At 71.2% G+C, this 17,685-nt stretch carries 15 protein-coding genes and 1 riboswitch; of the genes, 3 read left to right on the top strand and 12 right to left on the bottom strand.

Annotation, left to right across the window (positions count from 1 at the left end):
* Positions 1 to 114 precede the first annotated feature (114 nt).
* The 5 genes from ABZX96_RS07545 to ABZX96_RS07565 form a co-directional block, all read right to left on the bottom strand.
* On the bottom strand, positions 115 to 1,392 hold the full coding sequence (locus ABZX96_RS07545; protein WP_355539404.1) for a hypothetical protein: 1,278 nt from the start codon (positions 1,390 to 1,392) through the stop codon (positions 115 to 117).
* 233 nt (positions 1,393 to 1,625) lie between these two features.
* Entirely contained in the window at positions 1,626 to 2,660 is a 1,035-nt protein-coding gene (locus ABZX96_RS07550; protein ID WP_355539407.1) for an NlpC/P60 family protein, read from the bottom strand.
* An 811-nt stretch (positions 2,661 to 3,471) separates the two neighbouring features.
* Complete coding sequence (locus ABZX96_RS07555) at positions 3,472 to 4,542, bottom strand: NlpC/P60 family protein (protein ID WP_355539410.1); 1,071 nt, start codon at positions 4,540 to 4,542, stop codon at positions 3,472 to 3,474.
* A gap of 439 nt (positions 4,543 to 4,981) precedes the next feature.
* Complete coding sequence (locus tag ABZX96_RS07560) at positions 4,982 to 6,316, bottom strand: NYN domain-containing protein (RefSeq protein ID WP_355539595.1); 1,335 nt, start codon at positions 6,314 to 6,316, stop codon at positions 4,982 to 4,984.
* 76 nt (positions 6,317 to 6,392) lie between these two features.
* Positions 6,393 to 6,632: a hypothetical protein gene (locus ABZX96_RS07565; RefSeq protein WP_355539413.1), complete on the bottom strand. Its 240-nt coding sequence runs from the start codon at positions 6,630 to 6,632 to the stop codon at positions 6,393 to 6,395.
* 214 nt (positions 6,633 to 6,846) lie between these two features.
* Here ABZX96_RS07565 and ABZX96_RS07570 point away from each other — a divergent pair, with 214 nt between their 5' ends.
* Both ABZX96_RS07570 and ABZX96_RS07575 read left to right on the top strand, forming a co-directional pair.
* Positions 6,847 to 7,590, top strand: a complete 744-nt coding sequence (locus tag ABZX96_RS07570) for a rhomboid family intramembrane serine protease (protein ID WP_355539416.1) — start codon at positions 6,847 to 6,849, stop codon at positions 7,588 to 7,590.
* On the top strand, positions 7,587 to 7,868 hold the full coding sequence (locus ABZX96_RS07575; protein ID WP_355539419.1) for an Lrp/AsnC ligand binding domain-containing protein: 282 nt from the start codon (positions 7,587 to 7,589) through the stop codon (positions 7,866 to 7,868). Before ABZX96_RS07570 ends, ABZX96_RS07575 begins: the two co-directional genes overlap by 4 nt.
* A gap of 108 nt (positions 7,869 to 7,976) precedes the next feature.
* Here the strand turns inward: ABZX96_RS07575 and ABZX96_RS07580 are convergent, their stop codons facing one another.
* The 6 genes from ABZX96_RS07580 to ABZX96_RS07605 form a co-directional block, all read right to left on the bottom strand.
* The gene (locus ABZX96_RS07580; protein ID WP_355539422.1) at positions 7,977 to 9,353 is read right to left on the bottom strand and encodes an aminotransferase class V-fold PLP-dependent enzyme; all 1,377 of its coding nucleotides are present in this window, start codon (positions 9,351 to 9,353) and stop codon (positions 7,977 to 7,979) included.
* 234 nt (positions 9,354 to 9,587) lie between these two features.
* Positions 9,588 to 9,705, bottom strand: a riboswitch (SAM riboswitch).
* Positions 9,706 to 10,140: 435 nt separating this feature from the next.
* On the bottom strand, positions 10,141 to 11,205 hold the full coding sequence (gene trpD / locus ABZX96_RS07585; protein ID WP_355539425.1) for an anthranilate phosphoribosyltransferase: 1,065 nt from the start codon (positions 11,203 to 11,205) through the stop codon (positions 10,141 to 10,143).
* 171 nt (positions 11,206 to 11,376) lie between these two features.
* Complete coding sequence (locus ABZX96_RS07590) at positions 11,377 to 13,014, bottom strand: ubiquinol-cytochrome c reductase cytochrome b subunit (RefSeq protein WP_355539428.1); 1,638 nt, start codon at positions 13,012 to 13,014, stop codon at positions 11,377 to 11,379.
* On the bottom strand, positions 13,011 to 14,072 hold the full coding sequence (locus tag ABZX96_RS07595; protein ID WP_355539431.1) for a Rieske 2Fe-2S domain-containing protein: 1,062 nt from the start codon (positions 14,070 to 14,072) through the stop codon (positions 13,011 to 13,013). The genes ABZX96_RS07590 and ABZX96_RS07595 overlap by 4 nt, the downstream gene beginning before the upstream one ends.
* Positions 14,069 to 14,878, bottom strand: a complete 810-nt coding sequence (locus ABZX96_RS07600; RefSeq protein ID WP_355539434.1) for a c-type cytochrome — start codon at positions 14,876 to 14,878, stop codon at positions 14,069 to 14,071. The genes ABZX96_RS07595 and ABZX96_RS07600 overlap by 4 nt, the downstream gene beginning before the upstream one ends.
* 75 nt (positions 14,879 to 14,953) lie before the next feature.
* Positions 14,954 to 15,574 (bottom strand): heme-copper oxidase subunit III, encoded by a 621-nt coding sequence (locus ABZX96_RS07605; protein ID WP_355539437.1) that lies wholly within the window; start codon positions 15,572 to 15,574, stop codon positions 14,954 to 14,956.
* 268 nt (positions 15,575 to 15,842) lie between these two features.
* Here ABZX96_RS07605 and ABZX96_RS07610 point away from each other — a divergent pair, with 268 nt between their 5' ends.
* Positions 15,843 to 16,244: a hypothetical protein gene (locus tag ABZX96_RS07610; protein WP_355539440.1), complete on the top strand. Its 402-nt coding sequence runs from the start codon at positions 15,843 to 15,845 to the stop codon at positions 16,242 to 16,244.
* A gap of 124 nt (positions 16,245 to 16,368) precedes the next feature.
* On the opposite strand, the gene ABZX96_RS07615 is transcribed toward ABZX96_RS07610, so the two are convergent.
* On the bottom strand, positions 16,369 to 17,643 hold the full coding sequence (locus ABZX96_RS07615; RefSeq protein WP_355539443.1) for an Ig-like domain-containing protein: 1,275 nt from the start codon (positions 17,641 to 17,643) through the stop codon (positions 16,369 to 16,371).
* Positions 17,644 to 17,685: the final 42 nt, after the last annotated feature.

The following is a 17,685-nucleotide window of genomic DNA, read 5'->3' on the forward strand; positions in this document are numbered from 1 at the left end:
CAAGCCACCAACCGACCGCATCAAGCCACCAACCGGACCGCATCAAGCCACCGGACCGCCCGCGCCCGAACCCCGGAACCGGAAAGGGCCACCGACCCCCACGGCCCGGACCCCTCAGTCCAGCGCCCCCACCACATAAGCCCGCCACGCCCGCGTGAACTCGCCCAGATCCACTCCCAGCTCGGCGCGCAGCGCCTGCCGTACGCCGTGCGCCCGCGCCCCGCTCCGGTCGGCGGCCGTGCCTTCGGCGGGGTCCGCGGGTGTCGTCCGCCTGCCCACCGCCTGGTAGAAGGACGTCAGCCGCCGTTCCCCCCACTTGTCGGCGATCATGCGGCAGGCCAGCCAGCCGCCTTCGTACGCCTGGGCCAGCTGGTCCGCGTCCCGGCTGAAGGTGAAGTCGCCGTCGGCGGGCAGGGCGCGCGGGGTCCGGCCGGTGGCGACGGCGCGGGAGAGTTCGGGGGCCGCGATGCCCGCCGGGCGTTTCGTGCCGCGGTAGGCCACCCAGTCCGCGAACCCTTCGGAGAGCCACAGCGGGGTCGCGGGCGTCGTGGCCGTCCGCGTCGCGACGTGGGTGGTCTCGTGGGTCAGGACGATCTGCCGCCCGAGGTCGTTCAGTTCCTCGTACGCCTCCGGATTGACGATGACCCGGTCGGCCGGGGTCGCCCCGGACGCGGCCCCGGTCTCGCCCGTGGTGACCGCCGCGATGCCCCGGTAGCCGCTCGGGTCCGTGGCGCCCAGCAGCTGCGCCATCCGCTCCAGCGACGCGGGGGCCTGCACCACCACCCGCCCGGCCCACTTGCCGGGCCACGCCTTCCGCACGGCGGGCACCGCCGCGTCCGTCCGCTCGGCCAGCTCGCGCAGCCGTCCGGGATCGCCCGCGCCCAGGACGATGCTGTGCCGGCCCCGGACGAGGTCCACGGGGCCCTGGTCCCACAGTTGCCGCGCGGTGCGCCGTCCGGTCCGCGCGCCGTCCGCGTCGGAGGCGATGCGCCAGCGGCCGTCGCGGTCGACGAGCGTGAGGTACTGGACGGCGGTGACCGGCGCGGTGTCGTATCCGTCGAGCCGGTACCGCAGCCGGACTTCGGCCGCCACCCGCCGGTCGCCGGAACCGGCCGCAGGGAGGTCGAAGGCGCCGGTGCGCACCAGCTCGTAGCGCCAGTCGGCCAACGGCACCTCGGCGAGATTGGCGAACATGCGCCGCTCCCGGTCGCGGAAGCCGGTGGCGCGCGGATCGACGGTGGTGAGGAAGGCGCCGGCGTTCCGGTCCAGCACCGCCGCCGCCCGGGCGTCCAGGAGCCGTTGGATCTCCGGCGTGCCGGAGTGCCCACCGCTCGGCCCCGTACAGCCGGCGACCACGACCAGCAGCAGAACGAGCAGCACCGAAGATCCCACGACTTTGAACGGTCGTCCCCGGCCCGGCCGTCGCTCCGCCCGTCGGCCCACCCGTTGACCTGCCACGAAACTGATCGTATGGGTGGCCCGCACGGGACGGGAAACGAGCGGGAAAGGAAATAGTCAGCCCGGAACGCGCCACTGACCAGGGACGATCGAACACCGACCGCCACGACGCGTCACAGCACCAACGAGGGCCGCTGGTGCCCGGCCCCACCCCGAAGGCGAGGCGCTCACGGCCGCGTCACCGACGACACCGGCATCATCCCCACCGGGTCGTACCGCACCCGCGCGCCGGGGTAGGGCGCGTGCACCACCTGCCCGCCGCCCACGTACATGCCCACGTGGCTCGCGTCGCTGCGGTAGATCACCAGGTCACCGGGCCTGGCCTGGCGCAGCGACACCGCCCGGCCCGCCGACCGCTGCGCCTGCGAGGTGCGCGGCAGCGAGACCCCGGCGCGGGCGTAGGCCCACTGCATGAGCCCGGAACAGTCGAACGCCGAGGGCCCGGACTGCCCCCACGCGTAGGGCAGTCCGACGGCCGACCGCGCCGCCGCCACCGCGATCGCGGCCCGCCCGGACGCGGCGACCGCGCCGTACAGGCCGGGCAGCGTGCCATCGCGCCCGTCACCCCGGGAGGCCCGGTCGTACGCCTTCCGCTCGGGGGGCGCCATGGAGTCCAGCAGCCGCCGGGCGGCGGCGAGCCGGTGTTCGACGGACTTCTTGTGACGGGCCACCTCACGGCGGCTGGCCTCCATGTCGGCCAGCCGCTCCCCCGTCTCGTGCCGCCGCTGCTTCAGCGACCGCTGGGCCTGCTGGAGTTCGCGCACCTCGTCGGCGTGCACGCGGTTGACGCGGTCGAGGGCCGCGGCCTTGTCGAGGTAGTCGGCGGGGCGCTCGGAGAAGACGAGCCGGACGGTGGGGTCCATGCCGCCGGAGCGGTACTGGGCGGCGGCGAGGGCGCCGATCCGTCCCCGCATCCGGTTGATCCGCTCCTGTTCGCGGGCCATGCGGTCCTGGAGGCGGGCGGTCTCGTCGCGCAGCTTCTTCACGCGCTCCTCGGCCGCGTTGAACTTCTCGGTGGCGCGCTCGGCCTGGACGTAGAGGGCGTCGACACGTGCCCTGACGTCGGAACGGGAGGGGTGGGGGTCGGCGTTGGCGGGGGCAGCGGGGGTGAGCGCCGCGGCGGTGGCGGCGAGGGCGGACAGAACGGTGACCCTGGTCACCGCGACCCGTCCGGGTTGCGAGGTACGGCGGTGGGACGCCACGTGGGCCGCACTCCTTCCGTAGGCAGCCGCTGCCGCCCGGGACGGGCGGTCGCTGACCGGCGGCTGCGCTGCGAGGGCAGACAGTAACCGCGCCGATACGCCGCGGCCAACGACCTCCGCTCGTGCGACAAAAGCCGCCCCGCCGACGACTTCGCAGGTCACCGGCGGCGCGGGAAGTCAGCGGCGGGGGCCGCGATTCGCTCGATCGGGCGGCACGTCGGAGTGGGAAGGGCCCGTTCGGCGCGCGCCCCGTCGCTCAGCGTGGTCATACGGGCGTGAGCGAACGGCCTCCGGACGGCGCCCGGGACCGCGCGGACCCGCGCGGCGGGCGGCATACGGGGTCGCACGCCCGTACGCTCCGGACGCGAACACACCGGCCGCGTCCGCTCCGTACGAGCCGCCGCCCGCCCTCCCGTCCTCAAGGACGCCACGGCCCGGACGCGCCGCGGCACGCCCCGCACGCGCGGTCGCACCCCCTCAACACACATGTGTGGGCCCCGGGAGCACCCGGGGCCCACACATCGGCACAGCTCGCTGGGATCCGCACGCTTCGGATCCGCACTCTTCGGCGTCGCGCGCCCCCCACCGCGCACGACGCCTCAGATCCGTACGCCCTCAGAGGCGGACGCCTTCAGGCGCGTACGCACCGGTCGCATACGTCTCAGGCGCGTACCTGCCGGCCGCGCACATCTCGGACGCGTACGCACCGGTCGCGCACGTCTCAGGCGCGTACCTGCCGGTCGCGCACATCTCGGACGCGTACACACCGGTCGCGCACGTCTCAGGCGCGTACCTGCCGGCCGCGCACGTCTCAGACCCGCACGCCGAACTGGAACGGCATGTTGTTGATCGACTCGTAGCGCACCGACGCGCCCGGCTTCGGCGCGTGCAGGACCTGGCCGTTGCCCGCGTACAGGCCGATGTGGTGCAGGTCGCCGTAGAAGAGGACCAGGTCGCCCGGCTTGAGCTGGCTCATGCCGAGCCGGGTGCCGGCCCCGGCCTGCGCCTGCGAGGTGCGCGGCAGCGGCTGGCCGGCCTGCTGGTACGCCCAGGAGGTCAGGCCCGAGCAGTCGAAGGACGAGGGGCCGGTGGCGCCCCAGACGTAGGGCGAACCTATCTTCGTGGCCGCGGCGGCGAGCGCGGCGGCGGCGCGGCCCGAGGACGGCGCGTCCTTGCCCAGGTCCGGCTTGGCCGTCGTCCCTCCACCGCCGCCGTTCAGGGTCGGCCGGTCGCCGGTGCCGCGGCTGGCGCGCTCCTGCTCCTGCTTCTGGAGTTCCGCGCGCTCCTTGGCGGTGAGGGAGTTCAGCAGTTCCTGGGCCTTGGCGAGCTTGCCCTTAACCTGGTCCTTCTGGTCGCCCAGCGACTTGCGGGTGTCGGCGAGGTCCTGAATCTTCTTCGAGGCCTCGTCGCGCTCCTGCGCCAGACGGTGCTGCTTGTCCGCGATGGCCTGCAGCTGCTGGGCCTGCTGGCCGCTCAACTGGTCCAGCGTGGAGGCCTTGTCCAGATACGTCTCGGGGTCACCGGAGAGGAAGAGCTGCACCGACGGGTCGATGCTGCCGCTGCGGTACTGGCCGGAGGCCACCGCACCGAGGCCCTTGCGGAGCTCGTTGAGCTCGTCCTGGCCGCGCGCGACCTTGTCCTGGAGGCGGTCCACCTCCTTCTGCAGCTTCTCCTGCTTCTCCTTGGCGCCGTTGTACTTCTCGGTGGCCTGCTCCGCCTGCTCGTAGAGCTTGTCCACCTCGGCCTTCACGTCCTGCTTGGAAGGCTTCGGGGCGGCTTGGGCGGCAGCCTGCGATGACAGAGCGACAGCAGCCGCTGCGGTGGCGGTGAGCACGGTCACGCGAGTACGGCTCGGCTGCTTGGGTCGACGGTGGGACGCCACGAAGGCGAGCTCCTTCTTCCTCCAGCCGCCTACCGGGTAAGTGGGGGGTGTCAGACCCCGGCTCCGCGCGAACGCCGCGGACTCGGCGGTTCCTTCACTGTTCATCCCCGATGGATGATCACCTGCATGAAGGTTCGAGGCCCGACCTTAGTAACCGAGTTGTGATCCCTTCAAATCCTCATAGGAAAAATCTGCGTCACGGGCCCCATCCTTTACCAACGTCACACGGGCCGTAGTGAGGACTTGACGCTCCGGCAGCAACCCCCGACCCGCACCAGGCACGTGACGGCACGACAACCGACACACACCGAGCACGGGACGGCACGACAACCGACAACGCCGGACACATGACGACACGACACCCGGCACGCACCTGGTCATCGCGACGACACGGCACCCGGCACTCGGCAACCGAGACCCGGCACCGACGGCCGACCCCTCAGGTCCGCGCCAGCCGCTTCAGCAGCAGCGCCGACGCCACCGGCCGGGCACCGGCCTTCGCCACCCCGTCGGCCACCTCGCGGTCGGTGGAGACCACGACCACCGGGCGGCCGGGCGGCTCGGCCCGCACGAGCTGGCGGATCAGCTCGTCCGCCGTCACGCCGGGCTTGCTGAACAGCACCCGCACCCCGCGCGGCGGCGCGAGCAGCACCGGCGCCGCCAGCTCCGCCCCGTCGAACACGCAGGTCATCTCGGCGCCGGTCTGCGCGGCCAGCACCGCGAGCCCGCCCAGCAGCCGCAGCCGCTGCTTGTCCAGGGGCATCGTGGGATAGCCGGTCTTGGTGACGTTGTAGCCGTCCACGACCATGTGGGCCTGCGGCAGCGCGAGGAGCTGGTCCAGCAGCGCCGGGTCGGTCTCCGAGAGGGCGCGGGTGGCGATGTCCTTCGGGGTCATCTTCCCGGGCGCCACCGCGTCCACGGTGTCCGCCGGGCGGACGCCGGCGGGCGGCAGCGCCAGCTCCCGGCGCAGCCCCTGGGCCGCGTCCAGCACCGTGTCCAGCAGCAGGCGCAGCCGGACGTCCTCGATGCTGCGCCCCTCGCGCGTCGCGCGGCGGCTGGCCTCCAGCGCCGCCTCGGCCTCCGCGACCCGGGCGCGCAGCCGCCGGTTCTCGCTGTCGGCCTGGGCCTTCTCGGCGGCGGCCAGCGCCCGCATGGATTCGATCTCGCCCTCGGCCTTGCGCACCGCGGCCTCGCCGCGCCGCACGTCGTTGAGGGCGCTGCGCAGCTTGCGCTGCAGCGAGTCGTTCTCCTTGCGCGCGGCTTCCAGGTCCGCGCGCACCCGCTCGGTGTCGGTCCGCGCCTGCGCGCGCGCCTGCGCGAGCTCGTCACGCAGCCGTGCGAGCTCGCGCTCGGCCTCCTCGCCGGCCCGTTCGGCGCCCGCCCGCTGCGCCTCTTCTGCCGCCGCCTCCACGATCTTGACCCAGCCCTGCGGGCGCAGCACGTAGGCCGCCGCCGCGACGTCCAGCGGGTCGGCGGCGGCGGGCGGGGTGCCGTGGTCCAGCGCTTCGGCCAGTTCCGCGTGGGCCAGCCGGACCTTGCCCGCGATCCGCTGCCGGAAGACCGCGTCGTTCTCCAGCGCGGTCGCCATGGCGTTCCCGGCGAACTTGGCCCGGCGGCCGGGCGTGAACCGGGCGTACTGGCGCAGCGGCGGCGGGAGTTCGGCGACCGTCAGGCCGCCGAACGCGTCCGCGGTGAGCGCCACGACCCGGCGCCGCACGCCTTCGGGCAGTGGACGGTCCAGCACTTCTTCGGCGTCGGCCGCCGCACCGCCCACGGCATCGTGCTCCGCCGCCGCGGACTCTTCTGGACGCTCCACCACTACTGCATCGCTCCGTTCTCAGGCGCTGGTCTCAGGCGCTCGCGCCCGGCCGGTCCACCAGTTCGATCTGGTCGACCGCGTCGCACCAGCGGCAGCGCACGGACTCGATGCTCTCACTGAGGACCTTGCGTTCCTCCACGTTCGGCACCCCGGCCAGGTCGAGGTGCACGTACTCCACGGTCTCCGACCGGCGCGTCACGTCAAAACGCGTCAGGTTGCCGCACAGGGCGCAGCGCCACCGGGTCCCGTCCGTCGGCAGGGGAACAGCCATGATGTCGTCCTCTTTCGTCAGGCTCGACGGCCCGTGCGTACGCGCGGACCGTCGTTCGGGGGATGCACGCGGTGCGCCGTCGGACTGCGTCGGTACGTGTCGTACCGACCGTTACCCTACGGCCTGACGGACACCGGATGCGGTGCGTGCCCACCGGGGAGCCTACGGCGAGGCGCTCTGTCCTGATTGCGACCGATTGCGCCATGATCACTTCATGACGGCCCCGCTCCGGTCCCTTCTTCCCCGGTCGCCCCGCGCGGCCCGTGCCGTGTTCTCCCGGATGACGAACGTCCTGATCGCCGCCTGCTGCGTGGTCTTCCTCGTCGGGCCCACCTGCGGGCTCACCGGGACGTACGGCGCCGGTGCCGCTCTCGTTCGGGCCCAGACGGTGTATTTCGAACGGTGGGGGGTCATCCCGCGCGAACTGTGGAGCGGCGCCACGCGCGCCCTGGCGACGCCGCTGACCGCGCTGTTCGTCCACGGGGGCTGGCTGCACCTGCTGGGCAACATGCTCTTCCTCCACGTTTTCGGCGGTATGACCGAGGCGCGGATGGGCCGACTGCACTTCGCGGTCTTCTACGTCCTGACCGGCTACGTCGCGCTGCTCGGCTACGCCGCCGCGCATTCCGGGTCCGACGAAACCCTGGTCGGCGCCTCCGGATCGATCTCCGGGGTGCTCGGGGCCTTCCTCTATCTCTTTCCCCGGGCGCGGGTGACCAGCCTCTACCCGTTCCTCTTCTTCCTGCCGCTGCGCTTCCCGGCGTGGGTGGTGCTGCTGTTCTGGTTCGCCCTCCAGGCGGTGGCCGCCCAGCGGGACGCCGGCGGGCCCGGCGTCGCCTACCTCGCGCACGTCGTGGGCTTCTCCCTCGGATTCCTGTACGCGTGGGTGCGCTACCGGGGAGATAGTGTGGTCGCCGGCAAGGCGGAACGGGCGACCGAGGGAGAGAGCCAACCGTGATCACGTCGATCGTGCTCATCAAGACGAGCGTGGACCAGATCCCGGAGATCGCGGAGAAGATCGCCGCGCTGGAGCACGTCAGCGAGGTCTACTCGGTCACCGGTGTGTACGACCTGATCGCGCTGGTCCGCGTGCCCAAGCACGACGACCTCGCGGACGTCATCCCGGGCCGGATCAGCAAGATCCCCGGCGTGGCCGGCACCGAGACGCACATCGCCTTCCGTACGTACTCCCAGCACGACCTGGAAGCGGCGTTCGCCATCGGCCTGGACTCCTGAACCGGCGGGCGGGCCGACGGGGTGGTGACGCCCCGCCGGCCTCGCTGCATCAGGCCGACGCCCCACCGGCACCGCGCCGTCACGCCGACGCCCCACCGACCCCCAGGGTCACGCCGACGTGTCCGGCACGCACCGCCCGCCCTCGGTCCGGTAGTTCCAGCGCGCGCCGTCCCGGACGAGTTCCCCGACGGCCCGCAGGAACCGCTCCACATGCTCGTCCGGGGTACCGGCACCGAAGCTGACCCGGATGGCGTTCAGCGGCTTCTCGCCGGGCGCCGCGTCCGGCGCGCCGCACTCCGCCGGGCTGTCCGGCTCGCCGCCGAGCAGCGTCCGCACCAGCGGGTGGGCGCAGAACAGCCCGTCGCGCACGCCGATCCCGTACTCCGCGGAGAGCGCCGCCGCGAAGTGCGAGCTGTTCCACCCCTCCACCACGAACGACAGCACGCCCACCCGCGGCGCGTCGTCCCCGAACAGCGAGAGCACCTTCACCTCGGGGACCTCGGCCAGCCCCGCCCGCAGCCGCGCGATCAGCGCCTGCTCGCGGGCGACCAGGTTCTCCAGGCCCGCCTCGGTGAGCGCCTTGCAGGCGGAGGCGATGGCGTAGGCCCCGATGACGTTCGGGGAGCCGGCCTCGTGGCGGGCTGCCGTGGTGTGCCAGTCGACGGCCACCCCGCCGTCCGGGCGCCGGGTCACCGACCGGCTGGCGCCGCCGCCCGCGAGGTACGGCTCGGCGTCCCGCAGCCAGTCCGCGCGTCCGGCCAGCACGCCGGCGCCGAAGGGCGCGTACAGCTTGTGGCCGGAGAAGGCCACCCAGTCGGCGTCCAGTTCGGCGAGGTCCACGGGGTGGTGCGGGGCGAGCTGGGCCGCGTCCAGCACGATGCGCGCCCCGTGCGCGTGCGCCGCCGCCGCGAGCTCCCGCACGGGCCACAGCTCGCCGGTCACGTTGGAGGCACCCGTGACGCACACCAGCGCGGGCCCGTAGGGCTCCCGCTCCGTCAGCGCCCGCTCCAGGATGTCCACCGCCTGCCCCGGCGTGCGCGGCGCGTCGAGGTAGGTCACCGCGAGGTCGGCGCGCCGCTCCCAGGGCAGCAGCGAGGCGTGGTGTTCCGTCTCGAAGACGAACACCCGGGTGCCCGGCGGCAGTACGGCGGCCAGCAGGTTCAGCGAGTCGGTCGTCGAGCGGGTGAAGACGACCTGGTCGTCCGCCCGGCAGCCGAGGAACTCCGCGACCGTGGCCCGGCTGTTCTCGAACAGGTCGGTGGAGAGCTGCGAGAGGTAGCCCGCCCCGCGGTGCACGCTGCCGTAGTACGGGGCGTACGCGGCGACGTCGTCCCACACCCGCTGGAGGGCGGGCGCGCTGGCCGCGTAGTCCAGTGCCGCGTAGTCGATCTGCCCGCCGGTGACCAGCGGGACCAGGACGTCGCGCCCCAGGACGGGCAGCGGATCGCAGACGGCGGTGTCGGTGGCGACGGCGGAAACAGACATGGCGAACTCCGTGGAGAGGCAGGCGAACGCACCGCGTGCGCGGGCACGGCGGAGCGGAAGGAGAAGCGGAACCGCAAGCGGTCCGAAGGAGCCGGAAGTGGCCCCGGAAGAACCGGAAACGATCCCGAAGGAACCGGGCTACGCGCCCGGAGAAGCGGAGAAGGGGGCCGACGGCCCTATCGCATTCGCTGAATCACGGAAGAACTCCCTCGAAGACCAGGATCCCTGGCGAGGGATCCGCGCTTGCCGCAGACCTCGTTGCCTGCGACCTGGTCATCACCCGGGGCACCCCGCCACGGACGGAGGGTTGCCGGACAGCGGGCCGGGGCCTGTGTCGCTGTCACTCGTGACCTGTCCTGCATCATGCCACACGATCAACACTGCACAAGGCCGGGTCCGCATTCCGGAACCGGCCTTGCCGCAACAGCTGTTCATCGCCCCGCACGCCTCACGGGACATTCCCGTACGCCTCACGGAACATCCACGGACGGACGCCTACGAAGCCCCTATCCGTCCCCGTTCCGCCGCAGGGCACTCTCACGGGCAGACGGACACGAACGAACCCCGCCCGTCCCCGTCCCGCCCCAAGGCCCCTTCACGGACGGACGGACACGAACGAACCCCGCCCGTCCCATCCCGCCACACGACACCTTCACGGACGGACACGAACGCGCCCGCACTTCTCAGAAGTCCTCAGAGAACGATCACCAACGGACGCCTACGAAACCCCGCCCGCGCCTCCTCAAGGGACGTACGCGCGAGGACGCGTACGCGCCCCCGCCCCGCCTCACGCGTTGCTCGCCACGACCCACCGCTCCAGCACCCGGCGGGCCGCGCCCGAGTCGATCGATTGGGCGGCCCTGGCCATGCCCGCCGTGATCTGCTCGGTCAGCGGCGCGTCCGTGGGCTCCAGCGCCACCAGCGCCGCCGCGGAGTTGAGCAGCACGGCGTCGCGGACCGGGCCGTCCTCGCCGGACAGCAGCCGCCGGGCCACGTCCGCGTTGTGCGAGGCGTCGCCGCCGCGCAGCGCGTCCACCGGCACCAGGTCGATGCCCACGTCCCGCGGGTCGAAGGACTCGGCGCGCACGGCGCCGTCCCGGACCACCCAGACCTTGGAGGTGGCCGTCGTCGTCAGTTCGTCCAGGCCGTCGTCGCCGCGGAAGACCAGGGCGCTGGAGCCGCGTTCGGCGAGCACCCCGGCGAGGATGGGCGCCATGCGGGCGTCCGCGACGCCGGTGGCCTGGGCCCGGACGCGGGCCGGGTTGGTCAGCGGGCCCAGCACGTTGAAGGTGGTGCGCACGCCCAGTTCGCGGCGGGCCGGCGCGACGTGCCGCAGCGCGGGGTGGAACTTCACCGCGAAGCAGAAGGTGATGCCCGCCTCGGCGGCGACCCGCACGACCTGGTCCGGGGACAGGTCGAGGTTGACGCCGAGCTTCTCCAGGACGTCGGAAGCCCCGCTGGCGGAGGAGGCGGCGCGGTTGCCGTGCTTGACGACCTTGGCGCCGGTGCCCGCGACCACTATGGCGGACATGGTGGAGATGTTGACGGTCTTGGCGCCGTCGCCGCCGGTGCCGACGATGTCCACGCTCGGTCCGGGCACCTCGATCAGGCGCGCGTGCGCGTACATCGCGCGGACCAGGCCGGAGATCTCGGCGACCGTCTCGCCCTTGGCCCGCAGCGCCACCGCGAACCCGGCGACCTGCGCGTCGCTGGCCTCACCCCGCATGATGCGGTCCATGGCCCAGGCGGTGTCGTCGGCGGCGAGGTCCCGGCCTTCGAGGAGGGCGTTCAGTACGGCCGGCCAGGTGTGGGCCGCCACGCTGCCGCCGCCGTCCGGGGTCACAACGTTCATGGTCCACGCTCCTGGTTTCGTCTGCCGTGTTGGACAAAACCCTATCCGGACGCGGACATGCCGGAGGGCCCCGTCCATATTGGGGACTCCCCTGCTCCGTGCGGAGCGCGGGGAGGGACGGGGCCCTCTGGGTGGCGTACTACTGCTGCGTCCTGGCGGACGCGGGGGAGATCAGTGGTGGCCGTGGCCGCTGGTGATCTCCTTGTACTCCTCGACGGTGGCCTTCGGGATGACGTTGTCCTCCCCGTAGAAGCCCTTCGAGAGCTTGGCGCGCAGCTTCTGCGAACGCTTGATCTTGCGCTCCACGCCGTTCTCGTCGATCTCCGGACCGATCTCCAGGGGCTGGGGCTGCTCGTGCTGCGTGAGCTTGTGCAGCTGCTCCTGGTTGAGCGGCTCGTGGACCTCGATGAACTCACCGTGCGGCAGCCGCTTGATGATGCCGGACTCGCGTCCGTGCAGCACCTTGTCGCGGTCGCGGCGCTGGAGGCCCAGGCAGATCCGCTTGGTGACGATGAAGGCGATGACCGGCCCGACGAAGAACCCGATGCGGACGAACCAGGTGATCGAGTTGATCGACAGGTGGAAGTGCGTGGCCCACAGGTCGTTGCCACCACCGACGAGCATGATCAGGTACGCGGTCAGCCAGGCGACACCGAAGCCGGTGCGCGTCGGGGCGTTGCGCGGGCGGTCCAGGATGTGGTGCTCGCGCTTGTCGCCGGTGACCCAGGACTCCACGAAGGGGTAGACCGCGATCGCGACCAGCACCAGCGGGAAGATCAGGATCGGGATCAGCACACCGAAGTTGATGGTGTGGCCCCAGATGTCCCACTCCCAGCCGGGCATCACACGGACCAGGCCCTCGGCGAAGCCCATGTACCAGTCGGGCTGGGCGCCCGTGGACACCTGATCCGGCCGGTACGGGCCGATCGCCCACACCGGGTTGATGCTGGCGACCGCCGAGATCACCGCGATCACACCGAAGACCAGGAAGAAGAAGCCTCCGGCCTTGGCCATGTAGACCGGCAGCAGCGGCATGCCGACGACGTTGTTGTTGGTCTTGCCGGCACCCGGGAACTGCGTGTGCTTGTGGTAGAAGACCAGGATCAGGTGCGCCACCAGCAGGCCCAGCATGATGCCGGGCAGCAGCAGCACGTGGATCGTGAAGAACCTCGGGATGATGTCGTGCCCCGGGAACTCCCCGCCGAAGATGAACATCTGCAGGTACGAGCCGATCAGCGGCATCGCCAGGATGACACCCTCGATGAACCGGACACCCGTACCGGAGAGCAGGTCGTCCGGCAGCGAGTAGCCGGTGAAGCCGGTGAACATGCCGAGCACCAGCAGCAGGAAGCCGAAGAGCCAGTTGACCTCGCGCGGCTTGCGGAAGGCGCCGGTGAAGAACACCCGCATCATGTGGACCATCATCGCGCCGATGAAGATCAGCGCCGCCCAGTGGTGGATCTGCCGGATCAGCAGACCGCCGCGCACGTCGAAGCTGATGTCCAGCGTCGACTCGAACGCCTGGGTCATCCGGATCCCGTGCATGGGCACGTACGAGCCGTGGTAGACGACCTCGGCCATGCTCGGGTGGAAGAACAGCGTCAGGTAGACACCGGTCAGGATGATGATGATGAAGCTGTAGAGGCAGATCTCACCCAGCATGAAGGACCAGTGGTCCGGGAAGATCTTGCGCATGTTGGCCTTGGCCAGGCTGTAGATGCCCAGCCGGCCATCGGCCCAGTCGGCGATCCGCTCGCCCCGCGGCGCCGGGCCGCGGCGCGCCGTCGTGGCGCCAGTCTTGTTACTCATCCGCGCTCCCAGAAGCTCGGGCCGACGGGCTCCGCGAAGTCGCTGACGGCCTCAAGGAAGCCGTCCTTCACCGTGATGTTCAGCTGCGGCAGGGCGTGACCGGCCGGGCCGAAGATCACGCGACCACCGTCGGCGAGGTCGAAGGTCGACTGGTGACACGGGCACAGCACGTGGTGCGTCTGCTGCTCGTACAGGCTGATCGGGCAGCCGACGTGGGTGCAGATCTTGGAGAAGGCCACGATGCCTTCGTGCGACCAGTCCAGTTCCTGCTTGTCCTTGATGTTCTGCGGCTGGAGCCGCACGAGCATCAGGGCGTCCTTGGCGATCTTGTTGTTGAACTCGTGGTCGTCCTCCTCCAGGCCCTCGGGCTTGGCGAAGGTCAGCGAGCCGACCGCGATGTCCTCAGGACGCAGCGGGAGGTTGGTGGCCTGGTTGACCAGCCGCACACCCTTCTTCCAGCTCGTCGTCCGCAGCTTCTTCTCCGGCAGCGGACCGAGGTCGCGCAGCAGCACCACACCGGAGAGCGGCACCAGGGCCAGCGCGCCGTACATGGTGTTGCGGATCAGCTTGCGGCGGCCGAAGCCGGACTCCTTGGCGCCGGCGGCGAAGTCCTCAAGGACCTTCGCCTTGACCTCGGGGGCCGCCTCGATCGGGTGCCGCTCGTCGGCGACCTCGACGTCCGACATCAGGGTGCGGGCCCAGTGGACGGCGCCCGCGCCGATGCAGAAGAGCGCCACACCGAGCGTCAGGCCCAGCGCGAAGTTCAGCGCGCTGACGTGCCCGAACGGCCAGATGTAGACGATCTTCTCGATGGGGAAGATCACGTACGAGGCGATGAAGCCGACCGTCGCGAGCATCGACAGGGCGAACAGGAAGGCGACCACGCGCTCGGAGCGCCGGGCGGCCTTCTCGTCGATGTCCTGGATGCGGTGCTCGTGGGGCGGCAGCCCCGGGTCCGCGAACGGGTTGTCCGCCTTGCTCACCGCGCCCTCGTGAGCGTCCCGCTCACTGGGGAGGTTTTCTTCTGGCACGTCGTTGTGTCGTCCAGTCTGACTCATGACTTCTTGGCCTTCGTTGTCCGGGCTGCGACCCAGATGGCAACCGCGATCAGCGCGGTGAGGCCCGCGATCCAGCCGAAGAGGCCCTCACTGACCGGTCCGAGACCGCCCAGGCTCAGACCACCGGGGTTCGGAGTGTCATCGCTGTTGACCGCGCCGAGGTACGCGACGATGTCCTTCCGGTTCTGCGCCGACATGGTGCCGTCGCCGAAGGAAGGCATGTTCTGCGGGCCGGTTTCCATGGCCTCGTAGATGTGCTTGGGTTCCACGCCCTCAAGCGTCGGTGCGAACTTGCCGTTGGTGAGGGCGCCGCCCTTACCGGTGAAGTTGTGGCACTGCGCGCAGTTGGTGCGGAACAGCTCGCCACCCTTGCCGATGTCGGCGCCCTTCGGACCGTAGTCGTCCGCGTTCGGGATGGCGGGACCAGCGCCCAGCGAGGCCACGTACGCGGCGAGCTGGTCGATGTCCTTCTGGCTGTAGATGTTCTTCTTCCGCGGCACCTGAGCGCCGGGCTGCTGCGCCGGCATCCGGCCGGTGCCGACCTGGAAGTCGACCGCGGCGGCGCCCACGCCGACCAGGCTCGGGCCGTCGGACGTACCCTGGCCGCCGGTGCCGTGGCAGCTTGCGCAGCCCACGGCGAAGAGCTTCTTGCCCTCCTTGATGGCTAGAGACTGGGCGGTGTCATCGGCCTGAGCCTTGTCCGCGGGCGCGAACGCGGCGTACAGCCCCCCAGTGACCGCCAGCGCGAAGAGTAGGACGACGAGCGCCGCCAGCGGATGGCGCCGTCGTGCGGAGAGCTTTTTCACGGATTACCCCGGTGTCAGGATCTTCTGCGTCGATGCTTTGGCTATGTCTGAAGTGCGGGTCCGGTGCGGGACCGGTTACCGGATCAGGTAGATCGTGGCGAAGAGGCCGATCCAGACGACATCGACGAAGTGCCAGTAGTAGGACACGACGATGGCCGCGGTGGCCTGCTCGTGGGTGAACCTCTTGGCCGCGTACGTCCTGCCCAGGACCAGCAGGAAGGCGATCAGACCGCCCGTCACGTGCAGTCCGTGGAAGCCGGTGGTCAGGTAGAACACCGATCCGTACGGCCCGGACGAGAGCGAAAGGCCCTCGTGCTTGACCAGCTCGGTGTACTCGAACACCTGGCCACCGATGAAGATCGCACCCATGATGAAGGTGACCACGAACCAGGCACGCAGCTTCTTGACGTCGCCACGCTCGGCCGCGAACACGCCGAGCTGGCAGGTCAAGGAGCTGAGAACCAGGATCGCGGTGTTCGTCCCGGAGAACGGAAGATTCAGCGCATCGGCGGATTCCTTCCAATACTCGGCGCCGGTCACCGATCGAAGGGTGAAGTACATCGCGAAGAGGGCCGCGAAGAACATCAGCTCGGAACTCAGCCAGATGATGGTTCCGACGCTGGTCAGGTTCGGCCGATTGACCGACGGGTGCGCGTGCCCGGTTTCTACTGTCGTTGCTGTCGCCACGACCGACATTATGTCGGTCGCTTATCCCGCCCTCACCCCGGGGGGTGCCGTTCGGTGTGTCAAGGGCGCGTGTCCTGCTCGTACGGCCCATTCAACGGATCGTCCGGAGGGGCAAACGCAGTTCCGTCCTCGCCTGTGAGAGCCCCCGCGAACCCGTTCTGACGCGTCGTCGGGCCGATCTTGGGGCCGTACGGACCCTGCTGTGCGCGGCCCTCGCCGGAGTAGCATCCGCGCAAGGTCCCACCTGAGCTCAACTGCCGAGATCCACGGAGGAACGATGCAGGCGACTGCCACGGTGCTGGTCTACAGCGACGACGCGGGCACCCGCGAACAGGTGCGGCTGGCGGCCGGCCGGCGGCCCGCCCCCGACCTGCCGGAGCTGGAGATCCTGGAGTGCGCGACCCTGCCCGCCGTGCTGGAGGCCCTGGAACAGGGCGGGATCGACGCGTGCGTGCTGGACGGCGAGACCGCGCCCGCGGGCGGCATGGGCGTGTGCCGGCAGATCAAGGACGAGGTCTTCCGCTGCCCGCCGGTGCTGCTGCTCATCGGCCGCCCCCAGGACGCCTGGCTGGCCACCTGGAGCCGCGCGGACGCCGCCGTGACGCACCCGGTGGACCCGGTGGAGTTCGCGGACGCGCTGGCCGGTCTGCTGCGCCGCCGGCTGCTCGCGAAGGCCTGAGCGGACCGGCGGCGGGGCGTCCCCGGCAAGGGGGCGTCACGGCGCCGCGCTGCCTGGGGGCGCCCGTCGTGCGAACGGGCGCCCTCACGCACGCCAAGGCCCCCGCGAGGGCCGGGAGGACCGCTCAGAGCCCCGGGCGCAGCCGGGCCGCGCCGCCCGGCCCCGGCTGCCGTTCGGCGCCCGCGCCCGTGAAGCCCGCCTGGTCCAGGGCGCTGCCCTTGCGCCACTGCGCCCAGGACAGGTTCCAGTCCCCGAAGCCGTTGTCGAACGGGGTCATGTTCTCCCCCGCGCTGTTGACGACGGTGACGAGGTCCCCCACCTTCACGGTGTTGAAGAACCACTGGGCGTTGCCCGAGGACATGCCGGTGCACCCGTGGCTGACGTTGGCGGCGCCCTGCGACCCCACCGACCAGGGCGCGGCGTGCACGTATTCGCCGCTCCACGTCACCCGGGTGGCCCAGTAGACGGGCAGGTCGTAGGAGTCCGAACTCCCCGTGGGGATGCCGATGCTGGAGCCCGTCATGCGGACGAAGCTCTCCTTGCCCAGGATCACTTTGGTGCCGTTGCGCGTCGAGTAGCCGGGTTTGCCGGTCGTGACGGGGATGGTGTTGATTTCCTCACCATTGCGCTTGACGGTCATGTAGTGGCCCGCCGCGTCGGTGATGGCCTCCACCCGGTCCCCCGTACGGAGTTTGACGGGCTTGGCGGGGCCGCCGCGCAGCGCGCCGGAGACCTTCAGGCCCTCCAGGTTGCTGCGCACGTCGATGACGGTGTGCGCGGGCCAGTACGCGCGCGGGCGGAAGTGCAGCGTCTTGCTGTCCACCCAGTGCCAGGAGCCCTCCACACGGGGCGTGGAATCCACTTTGAGGGCGCCCTCGACGATGGCCCGCGCCTTGCGGTCCTTGACGGGCTTGCTGAGCTCCGCCGTGACCGGCTGGCCCACGCCGTAGGTGCCGCTCTCGGGGCCGAAGGTGACGTGCAGCCGGTTGTCCGCCTCGGCGGTGTCGACCTGGAGGACCTTGCGGCCGGGCTCGCCGTCCTCGTCCTCGGTGCTCACCCGGACGGTGTAGCGGGTACCGGCGGCGAGCGGCTGGGTGGTGTGCCATCGGGTGCCGTCCGCGTTCAGTGCGCCGCGCAGGTAGCGGCCCGCGGCGTCGGTGGTGGTCACGTCCGTGATGCGGGCCTCGTCCACGTCGGTGGCGGTGACCTCCAGCGGCCGGTCGGGGTCCGCTTTCCGGTTGCCGCCGGGGACGTTGGCGGCGATCTCGCCGGCGGCGTCGTACGGCTCGGCAGCCAGCGGGTCCGACGACGAGCCCGAGCACGCGGTGGCGCCCGCCACCAGGGGCGCCAGGAGGGCGGCGCAGCCGAGCGCCGCCCCGCGTCGAGATCTGTGACTCATGTTCTCAAGCTATGAACATCCGTCATCTCCGGCGCGCTGGGA

The sequence above is a fragment of the Streptomyces sp. NPDC003077 genome, assembly GCF_040611095.1.
GTDB lineage: Bacteria > Actinomycetota > Actinomycetes > Streptomycetales > Streptomycetaceae > Streptomyces.